The organism is Streptomyces sp. ActVer (assembly GCF_027270795.1).
In the GTDB taxonomy this organism is placed as follows: Bacteria; Actinomycetota; Actinomycetes; order Streptomycetales; family Streptomycetaceae; genus Streptomyces; species Streptomyces umbrinus_A.
The window spans coordinates 1-9,321 of sequence record NZ_JAPWHT010000408.1 but is presented as its reverse complement, the minus strand read 5'-3'; the positions used below and the strand labels follow the sequence as shown (position 1 = coordinate 9,321).

Genomic DNA, 9,321 nt, shown 5'->3' with positions numbered 1-9,321 from the left:
TCCTCCTCGACGAGCCCCTCGCCGCCCTCGACGCCCGCACCCGCCTGGAGGTACGGACCCAACTCCGCCGCCACCTGGCCGAGTTCGAGGCCGTCGCCGTACTCGTCACCCACGACCCGCTCGACGCCATGGTCCTGGCCGACCGTCTCGTCGTCATCGAGGACGGCCGCATCGTCCAGGAGGGCACGCCCGCCGACATCGCACGCCACCCGCGCACGGACTACATCGCACATCTGGTCGGCCTGAACCTCTACAAGGGACGGGCCGAGGGCCACACGGTCCACGTGGACGACGGGCCGGCGATCACGACCACCGAGGACCTGACGGGCCCGGTCTTCGTGGCCTTCCCGCCGGGCGCGGTCACCCTCCACCGCGACCGCCCCACCGGATCCAGCGCCCGCAACCTCTGGCAGTGCGAGGTGGCCGGCATGGAGACCCACGGCGACCAGATCCGCGCCGACCTCACCGGCGAACTCCCCCTCGCCGCCGACCTGACCACCGTGGCGGCCGCCGAACTCGACCTCCACCCCGGGGCCACGGTGTGGGCGACGGTCAAGGCGACCCAGACCCACGCCTACCCGGCCTGACACTCTCCGCTCACCACGGCACGCGAGGTCTTCGCCTCACCACGGCTCACGCCCCACCCGGCTACGGTGAAACCCACAGCCACCGCAAAGTGGGACATATTAACCAGACATCTGTGAGGCATCCCGTCATGAGTCTGAGCATCCGCAACCAGCTCCCCGGCACCGTCACCGCCATCACCCCGGGCGAGGCCATGGCGACCGTCAAGGTACGTCTCGACGGCGGGCAGGAACTCACCGCGGCGATCACCTTGGAGGCCGTGAAGGAACTCGGCCTCGCCGAGGGTTCCGCCGTCCGCGCCCTGGTGAAGTCCACCGAGATCTCGCTGGCCACCGGCTCGGTGGACGGCCTGTCCATCCGCAACCGGCTCCCGGGCACGGTCACCGACATCGCCACGGGCGGCGCCATGGCCTCCGTGAAGGTGAGCGTCGACGGCGGCGACCTGACCTCGGCGATCACGAAGGACGCCGTCACCGACCTCGGCCTGGGGACCGGTACCGCCGTCACCGCTCTGATCAAGTCGACCGAGGTGTCGCTCGCGACCATGTGAGAGGCAGGGACGTAAGGCCACGCATCAATCGCGTATGCCGCCATTCCAGTTCCTCCGCGGGAATCGCCGGCCGGATGTCGGCGAAGCGGGAGATGACCGCCCGGAGCGCGAGTTCGGCCTCGGCTCGCGCGAGGGGTGCTCCCAGACATCTGTGAATTCCATGGCCGAAGGCGAGGTGTCCGGTGGCACCTCGGTTGAAATCGAGCTGGTCCGGATCGGGAAATCGGCTCGGGTCGCGGTTGGCGGCGCCGGGAGCGATGAGAACCGGAACGCCTTCGGGAATCACGGTTCCGCCGAGCGTGAGCTCTTCGGTGCTGTAGCGGAACGTGGCGATCCCGACAGGCGAATCGAAGCGCAGCAACTCGTCCAGCGCACTCCCGAGGAGCTGCGGCTCGGCCCTCAACCGCGCGAGCGACCCGGGGTGTTGGAGAAGCGCCAGGGCCGCGTTGCCGATGAGGTTGGTGGTGGTCTCGTGGCCTGCCACGAGCAGAAGCACGGCGAGCGACACGAGTTCGTCCTCGGTCAGCTGATCCTGGCCGTCGCGTACAGCGATGAGGTCGTCGAGCAGACTCTCGCCGGGCGAGCTGCGCCTGGAGGCGACGAGCTCGGTCATGTAGCCGCCGATGGCATGTGAGGCGGCGTCGATCCGTCGGGGGTCTCCGGCGGCGAACAGATCGCTCGACCACGTACGTACGAGCTGCCGGTCGGACTCGGGTACCCCCAGCATCTCGCAGATGACGGTGACCGGCAGAGGGACGGCGAGGCTCGCGACGAGGTCCACCGGTCCGCCCTCGGGCCAGGCGTCGAGCAACTCGTCGACCAGGCCGGCGATATAGGGGCGCATGCGTGCGACGGCCCCGGTGGTGAACGCCCTCGTCACCAGAGCCCGGAGCCGTGCGTGCTGCGGAGGGTCGGTGGCGAGCATGTTCCGGGAGACGGCCGGATGGAGATCCCGCTGCGACGGCCGGCCGGCGAAGAACCGCGTGGTGTCCTTCGAAAGCCGAGGATCGGCGAATGCCTCCCGGGCCTCCGCGTAACCCGTGACCAGGTAGCTGGGGCGCCCTCCTGAACCGGTGGGCACCCTCCGCACCGGCGCCGCGTCTCGCAGCCGCGCGTAGGTCGGGTAGGGATCGGCGAAGAACCGCGGATCCTGCAACGGGTCGGTCACGCTTGCGGCTCCATTCCCGAGGGTGCCGGTTCGTGGGTGACGGTGCGAAGGCCGGCCCCCTTCGCGCGTACGAGGTTGTCACCGACTTGGTGTGAACACACAATCTCGCCCGTGGAGGGATAGCCGCGGGCGGCTCATCACGTCGTGGTGGTTGCGAGAAGGGGAGGGTCGATGGAGGCCACAAGTCACGACGAGTTCCGGGAGTTCGTAGCGATGCGCTCCACCGCGCTGCTGCAGCTCGCGGTGCTGCTCACCGGCGGGGACCGGCACGCCGCGGAGGATCTGCTGCAGATTGCGCTGATGAAGGCCTACGGGCGCTGGGCTCATATCGAGCAGCCCGAGGCGTACGTCCGTCAGGTCATGTACCGCCAGCAGGTCAACCGCTGGCGGCTGCGCAGGCACCGCGCCGAGACGACGGTGCCCGTACTGCCCGAGTCCGGCAGCGACGCCGACACCGAGTCGGGCACCGAGCTGCGGATCGCGCTGTGGGCGGCGCTCGGAAGACTGACGAAACGGCAGCGGGCCGTGGTCGTACTGCGCTACTTCGAGGACCTGCCGGAGGCCGAGGTCGCCGCGCTGCTGAGATGTCCGGTCGGCACGGTGCGCAGTACGGCGTACCGGTCGCTCGCCAAGCTCCGGCTGCTCGTACCGGAGCTCGGGCCGGAAAGTCCCGCGGAACAGGTGCAGCAGCTCAGTTACACGCCGAAGGAGGTCCGGGGATGACGACGGAGCAGGTGGAGGAGAAGGTCCGGGAGACACTGCGCGCGGTCGCCCTGGACCGGGTACGGGCACCAGGGGATCTGGCCGAAAAGGTGGTGCGGCGGCGCAGTCGGCGCCGCTTCTCGCAGGCCGCGGGGGCTGCGGTGGCCGTTGCCGCGATCACCGTGGGGGCGGTGCTCGGCCTCGGGGGCGGCGGTGCTGCCGAGCAGGACCGGCCTGTGCGCCCGGCGGTGTCGCCTGAGGGCTGGAAACCGTGGCAGAACGACGCCCGGGGCGCCGGCGAGCGGGGCTGCCTGGTGGATGGTTCCGCGCTGTACTGCAGCGGGTCCAGGTACGATGTCGCGAAGTTCGACGCCAACACCAGCGAGCGGCTGTGGACCGTCAAGGTCAATCGCGAAGGCGACGGGCCCGACCACGCGTTCGCCGCGCGCGACGGGGTGGTGTACGCCTACCGCAATCACACCGCGGACCAGGAGCCGAACGGCGACTACATGGGCGGTACGGATCTGATGGCGGTGGACGCCGACACCGGCAAGGTGCTGTGGACGGCGGAGATGCCGCAGGACGACCGCACCGACCAGGCCGCCATGCTCATCGACGGCGCGGTACTGGCCAACACGCCGACGCTCCGCACGATGTCGGCCCTCGATCCGCTGACCGGTGAGGAGAAGTGGCGCCACACCTGGGACAAGGGCATCGTGTGCCAACGCGGGGTGCTGAGCGGGGTTCCCTATCTCCTGTGCAACCAGGACACCGAGAAGCAGGACGACACCGACGTCATCCGTCTCGATCCCGCCACCGGTCATGCCGAGAAGGTCATGACCATGCCCGGCAGGCAACAGTTCCTCGGGATCTCGGGCGACCGGATGGTCCTGATCGCAGCGAAGAGTGCGGGCGACAAGGACCTGCGGCTGACCACCCTCAGCGGCTCCGGCGAGCAGACCTCGCACTCCTATCGGATCGAGGGAGAGCCGGCCAACTCGGACATCGTCGGTGATCTTCTGATCTCCGTGTCCTGGAAGGGCAAGGCCTCGGCCTACTCGCTGACCACGGGCAAGACCCTGTGGACCGGGCCGGTGGGCGTCAAGATGCCCGACAAGGACACGATGACGGGCCTCGCGGCTCCCGTGGTGCCGGCGGGCCAAGGGGTCGTGTACTTCGTCGGCCCGACCGGCGATCTGTCCGGCCTCGACCTGCGCACGGGTGAACAGCTCTGGCGCGGCCACGCCGACACCGGCAACCAGAAGCCGGGTCCCGCCTTCGGGGACACGCCCCAACTCCTGCTCTACGAGGACGTCCTGATCGCCCGGAACGGCAGCAGGATCGTCTCCCTTCTGCCGCAGATCGGGGACTGACCCGAAGGACCATCGGCCGGGGTGGCAACGCTGCCCCGGCCGACGACCCGGGCCACGAACGACCGAACCCGCCTCACCCTCACAGAGAACGCTCTCCGAGCGTCACTTGTCCTGATCGCGCGCGACGTTGATGGCTGCCTGAAGTTGCAGCCAGGTCGGATCCGTTGCGGCTGCGGTGGTCACCGTTGCCAGATCATCCGACTCCCAGGTGCGGGCTCCGTCGGTTACGACGAGGTGTGTCTCCAGGTCGTCGTAGTCAGGAACCTCGGATGTGGCGTCCAGGAACGCCGTGACTGCGGCCCTCGACGTATCACCGTCCGCACTTTGGGTCTCCGTGGAGCCGGCGTGTACGGACAAGAGCACAAGATCACCTCCACGACTGGCGATGAGGAGCTCGCCCGTTGCCATGGCACCCAGCCCGGACACCGGGGAGCCGGCCAGGACATCATGCTCGACCGCATGTTGATCTTCGAGGTCGACTTCGATGAGAGTCCCGGCGGGCGTTCCGACCCAGAGCACGCCGGGTTGGGCTCCGAACGCGAGGTTGTGTCGTGACCAGGAGCGCATCTGCTCCAGCCACTCCGGCGGGTACGGGTAGCCCGGGCTGGGTTCGCCGAGGGTTGTCGCCAGAACGCGGTGAAGCGAGGGGAACTCGAATACCTCCAGTGAGTTCTCGTATGCGTTGCCTCGAATCGCAAGGTGGCGTCCGTCTGCGCTGAAGATGGGCGTCCCGTAGCCGTCGGCGTCCAAGATCAGCGCCCGTCGAAGCACGCGCATCGCGGCAGGCGCCGGCTCGTGATCGACCCGTGCGAAGAGTCCGTGTGTCGCGCCTTGATCGCTGGCGAGCGTGGCTACCAGCCCGCCGGCTGGATGCACCGCGACCCCGGTGTCCCACCGTGGGCCGATGCTGACGGTTTCCGTAGCAAGGTCGAACACGTCAGAGCGCTCCCAGGCGCTGTCTTCGTCGCCTGACGACGGCGATGCCCACAGCGTCCGACCGTTCGGGCTGAATGCCAGACTGCGGTAGCGGGCAGCGGGTGGAAGATTTTCCAGTTCGGAGAGCCCGGCGGGGGTCCACTGCACCACTCTGCCCTCGGTCGCCACCACGAGCAGCGGCTCGTCCGGATGCCATGTCACGGCGGGTGTCCGCATCCTCCGGTCCCGACCGGCGGCATCGCCGTAGACCCTCGACTCGGCACCAACGGAATCGAGTTGGTGCAGCTGCCCTGCTTCGCAGTCCCAGACGTGGACCGCTGGACGTTCCGAGTCCAGGCCGACGGCCAGGGGAAGCCGCGGATGACATACCAACTGCTCAACAGGACGCCCGCTACTGACTCGTACACGGGCCACGGTCTCAACATCAGTCACCCGAGCACCGTAGTTCTTCCTGGAGGGCGCGGAACGCGTCGAAGAACGCCGGGTTGTGGGCCAGGTCGCCGTTCGCGGAAGGCTGGACGACGAGGTTGTCGTACAGGCTGTTCAGCAGCCACGGCATCTTCGTCGGCCCGATGTCGCGGACCATGGCGGGCTGCTGGAGCGTGCCGTAGGCCGCCACGGCCAGCCGTCCCGTGGCACGGAACCGCCGCACCTGGTTGGTCAGGCAGTCCTTGCGGGAGGCGAACCACAGGCTGTTCACCAGCAGATCGCGCCACCGCTGCTGCGAGACGGCGTCCGCGGCGGAGTCCCGCACCTCCTGCCACACCGGAGTGCCGGCCGCGACCCCGATGGCGGCGACGTGCGGGTGAATGTCCACGCCCTCGATCTCGGGAGTGACCTTGACGTGTGCCAGCCAGGCGTCGACGGCAGGGGTGCGCCAAGGGGTTCAGGAAGGTGGCGCGATCCTCGTCGCGCGTCTCGAGGAACGGCTCGTTGCCGATGACCAGGATGTCGACCTGGTCCAGCACGGCGCCCAGCGCCATGTCGACGCGGGCGAGTTCCTTGTCCATCGCGCTGGTGCCCGGCTGCGGGAGAAGCGTGGTCCGGTGGGGGAACTTCAGCGACAGTACGGTGCCATGGCCGAGCCGGCGAACGACAGCAGGGCCCTGATCGCGGGTTGCCCGGATGCCTCCACACTGTCCAGCTCAGGCATCGCGACGAAGCCCCGTACCCACCTGGCGCGCAGGTCGTCCAGCACCGAGCCGGTCATGCCGCGCGACTCCTCGTTGAGGTTCGCGCCGCGCACGCCCTCCGGGGCCGCGGGACGCGTCCGGTGCCCGGCGTGGCTGCCCGAACCTCCGGAGCCGCTGCCTCCGGAGCCGCCGGCTCCGGCTCCGACTCCGTCCGATCGGCACCCCGCGAGCAGCAGGGCGCCACCCCCGGCGAGGCCGAGGAGCCTCCGACGACTGGGGTTCGTGTCCCTTTCGCATACCTCCGCTCGCACGGTCAGCCGTCGGCCGGTTGGTTCTGCCTGCGCCGGACGTAGAGGCGATTGCCCTCCGGTCCCGTCCACTCCAGGCGGACGACGCCGGGAACGGCGGCGTCCGCGATGCGGGACGGGTGGGACCAGTATCCGGCGACCGGGTTGCGGAAGAACGTGGCCCAGAGCCCACCCGCGTGGTCGGCGAAGAAGTTGTTGTGGCCCGCGCCGACACCCGCGGTCCATCGTCGGGAGTACGGGCCCTCGAAGCGGTCGGCGACGGCGACGACCGCGTCGTACTGGTACTGCGCGCGGCCGGTGCCCGGCGGGTCGTAGGCGTAGCGCGTGCTGCCGTCCGGGGCGACGGACGAGCGGTTCCAGGCGGCCTGGAGGAGGTAGTACTTGCCGCCGTGCTTGAAGACGTACGCGCCTTCGAGGTACGGCTCCGGAGAGTAGGGCGACTGCCGGAACCTCGGGAGGTCCGTGGTGGGGACGATGTCCTCCATGTCGGCACGGAACTTGGCGTACAGGTCGTTGTGCAGCACGAGCCAGGCGTCGTTGCCCTCGGCGTAGATGCCGCCGTCGATGTGGTGGTACGCACCGGGCTCGATGAACGGCGGCCCGCCGGTGAGCGCCTCGCCGAACGGCTTGGCGAGGTTGCCCCTGGCGAGCCGGTACGGGCCCGCGACCCCGCCCTCGCTCACCAGCAGGAACGAGCCGACCTTGCGGGAGTGGTCACCCATGCACGCGACGATGTACCAGCGGCCGCGGACGTGGTGCACCTCCGGCGCCCACACCTGGCCGCGCTTGCCGAACTCGTCGTCGTGCCAGTACTGCTGCCAGGGGGCGACGACCGTGCGCCCGGGCCGGTTCTCGCCGGCGAACTCGGGCGACCACACCTTGCCCTTGGCGGCGCCCGGGCGGATTCCGGTCGTGTCCGCCAGCCGCCACGGTCCGCGCAGTGACCTGGACACCCATACGAAGATGCCGTCGTTCCACGGGGCGGCCGCGTCGAGGCCCGGCGCCCGGGTGGTGCCGGTGGCGACGTAGAGCGGACTGCCCCCGACGACGAAGCAGTTGACGTAGGTGTCCCGCATCCAGACCACGCCGCGCTCCTTGTCCCGGGGGCGCAGTTCGAGCGGGAGGACGAAGGAGTTGTCGTCGCGCGGCCAGAGGTCCGGGCGGGTGTCGGCGAGGCCGTACGGTTCGGGGTCGGGCCAGTTCGCCGGGTATGACGCGGGTTGCGCGCGTCGCGTCGCCGGGTCCGCCTGTGCGGAGGTTGCGGGCAGCGCCGCCGCCACTCCCAGGGTGCCCGCACCTGCCAGCAGGGCCCTCCGGCCGATGGGCGGCCGGTTGGTGTTGTCGGTCATCAGCCATGTCCTCCCTTGTCGGGCCGCCCGAGGGACGGCATGACGAACAGGATGCGAACGGCCGCCGGATTTCGTCAACACTCCGGAAAATTAATCCGGATCGGGTGTTCCGGGGAGTGATTTCGGCCGGGGCGACACCAAAGGCCGTGCGTTATCGAAGCGTTACAATCCCGGGCGGCGGCGTTGATCCTCAACGTAACCCCAGGCCACGGGGGTTGAGGTCGACCGTCCCGGAAGGGTGGGGGCGGCGAGATGATTTCATCCGACTCATTGACGAAAATATTCGCCGCTCACATGCTGTCCGGCATGCACCCACACGACGGTCCGCTGACACGGCTCCGGCGCGGCCATGAGCAATCCGTTCTCGAGTTGCTCCGCAAGTACGGTCCGCTGAGCCGTGCCGAGTTGGGCACCCGCAGCGGGCTCTCCCGCACCACGCTCTACGACATAGTCGCCGGCCTGGTGACCAGCCGTGCGGTGGTCGTCGGCACGCCGTACATCGAGGCGCGCAAACGGGGGCGCCCGGTGGAGAAGCTCAGCCTCAACCCGGCCGCCGGGGAGGCGGTGGGCATCGACTTCGCGCGCCGTGCCGTGCATGTCGCCGCGGTCAATCTCGCCCACGAAGTGGTCGGTTCGGCCGGCGAGGGGCATGCGGCGGATCTGTCCTGGCCCGAGCGGGTGGACATCGCCGTACGGCTGCTCGACTCGCTGACGACCCGTGCGCAGGGGGAATCGGAGGCCGGCGGCTCGGGGCGGGCACAGGCCGTCCATCTCGGCGCGCTCCGTGCGATCGGTGTCGGCGTGGTCGGTCCGACCACCGACCCCGGCAGCGAGAGCGCCCACGCGCAGGGCATCGACGGTCTGCCGGACCTGCTGCGCAAGCGGTTCGGGGTGCCGGTGCTGCTCGACAACAACACCCGCCTCGCCGCGCTCGCCGAAGCGGTGTGGGGCGCGGCGGCGGACAGCAGCGACGTGCTCTACCTGAGGCTGTCGCACGGCGTGGGCGGCGGGCTCGTCGTGGGCGGCGCGCTGCACCGGGGCAGACACGGACTGTCCGGCGAGTTCGGACACATCACCGTGGACCCGGCCGGCGAGCGGTGCGAGTGCGGCGGGACCGGCTGCCTGGAGACCCTCGCCTCACTCGACGCGGTACTGCGCGGCTACCGGGCGGCGGGCGGCAGGGCGGACGGCCCCGCGCAGTTCCTGGACGCGGCAAC

The 9,321-nt window shown here is 69.7% G+C and carries 10 protein-coding genes; 5 read left to right on the top strand and 5 right to left on the bottom strand.

The features are described from left to right. Both O3Q52_RS41805 and O3Q52_RS41800 read left to right on the top strand, forming a co-directional pair. Positions 1-587, top strand: a 587-nt coding sequence (locus tag O3Q52_RS41805; protein WP_269653779.1) for a TOBE domain-containing protein, incomplete at its 5' end; no start/stop codon positions are given. Positions 588-715: 128 nt separating this feature from the next. After that, entirely contained in the window at positions 716-1,135 is a 420-nt protein-coding gene (locus tag O3Q52_RS41800; RefSeq protein WP_269653778.1) for a molybdopterin-binding protein, read from the top strand. Here O3Q52_RS41800 and O3Q52_RS41795 read toward each other — a convergent pair. Next, the gene (locus O3Q52_RS41795) at positions 1,101-2,303 is read right to left on the bottom strand and encodes a cytochrome P450 (protein WP_269653777.1); all 1,203 of its coding nucleotides are present in this window, start codon (positions 2,301-2,303) and stop codon (positions 1,101-1,103) included. The two genes, O3Q52_RS41800 and O3Q52_RS41795, sit on opposite strands and share 35 nt — an antisense overlap. Before the next feature lie 171 nt (positions 2,304-2,474). Here O3Q52_RS41795 and O3Q52_RS41790 point away from each other — a divergent pair, with 171 nt between their 5' ends. Continuing rightward, positions 2,475-3,026, top strand: coding sequence for a SigE family RNA polymerase sigma factor (locus O3Q52_RS41790; protein ID WP_269653776.1), 552 nt, complete (start codon positions 2,475-2,477; stop codon positions 3,024-3,026). After that, positions 3,023-4,378, top strand: coding sequence for a PQQ-binding-like beta-propeller repeat protein (locus tag O3Q52_RS41785; RefSeq protein ID WP_269653775.1), 1,356 nt, complete (start codon positions 3,023-3,025; stop codon positions 4,376-4,378). The genes O3Q52_RS41790 and O3Q52_RS41785 overlap by 4 nt, the downstream gene beginning before the upstream one ends. Positions 4,379-4,480: 102 nt before the next feature. On the opposite strand, the gene O3Q52_RS41780 is transcribed toward O3Q52_RS41785, so the two are convergent. From O3Q52_RS41780 to O3Q52_RS41765, 4 genes are all read right to left on the bottom strand, one after another. Then, positions 4,481-5,515 (bottom strand): hypothetical protein, encoded by a 1,035-nt coding sequence (locus O3Q52_RS41780; RefSeq protein WP_269653774.1) that lies wholly within the window; start codon positions 5,513-5,515, stop codon positions 4,481-4,483. A 223-nt stretch (positions 5,516-5,738) separates the two neighbouring features. Beyond that, a complete protein-coding gene (locus O3Q52_RS41775; RefSeq protein ID WP_269653773.1) occupies positions 5,739-6,131 on the bottom strand; it encodes a hypothetical protein in 393 nt (130 codons plus the stop codon). A 240-nt stretch (positions 6,132-6,371) separates the two neighbouring features. Beyond that, entirely contained in the window at positions 6,372-6,560 is a 189-nt protein-coding gene (locus O3Q52_RS41770; RefSeq protein WP_269653772.1) for a hypothetical protein, read from the bottom strand. Between the two features lie 200 nt (positions 6,561-6,760). Further along, positions 6,761-8,104 carry a family 43 glycosylhydrolase gene (locus O3Q52_RS41765; RefSeq protein WP_269653771.1) on the bottom strand — a complete coding sequence of 448 codons (1,344 nt, stop codon included), beginning with the start codon at positions 8,102-8,104 and terminating at the stop codon, positions 6,761-6,763. Between the two features lie 294 nt (positions 8,105-8,398). Between O3Q52_RS41765 and O3Q52_RS41760 the strand changes: the two genes are divergently transcribed. Next, on the top strand, positions 8,399-9,321 hold a 923-nt coding region (locus tag O3Q52_RS41760; RefSeq protein ID WP_269653780.1), incomplete at its 3' end, for an ROK family transcriptional regulator.

Coding starts and splice junctions, on each gene's coding strand:
- O3Q52_RS41790 (WP_269653776.1), top strand. CDS start 2,475: ATGGAGGCCACAAGTCACGACGAGTTCCGGGAGTTCGTAGCGATGCGC.
- O3Q52_RS41785 (WP_269653775.1), top strand. CDS start 3,023: ATGACGACGGAGCAGGTGGAGGAGAAGGTCCGGGAGACACTGCGCGCG.
- O3Q52_RS41800 (WP_269653778.1), top strand. CDS start 716: ATGAGTCTGAGCATCCGCAACCAGCTCCCCGGCACCGTCACCGCCATC.
- O3Q52_RS41765 (WP_269653771.1), bottom strand. CDS start 8,104: ATGACCGACAACACCAACCGGCCGCCCATCGGCCGGAGGGCCCTGCTG.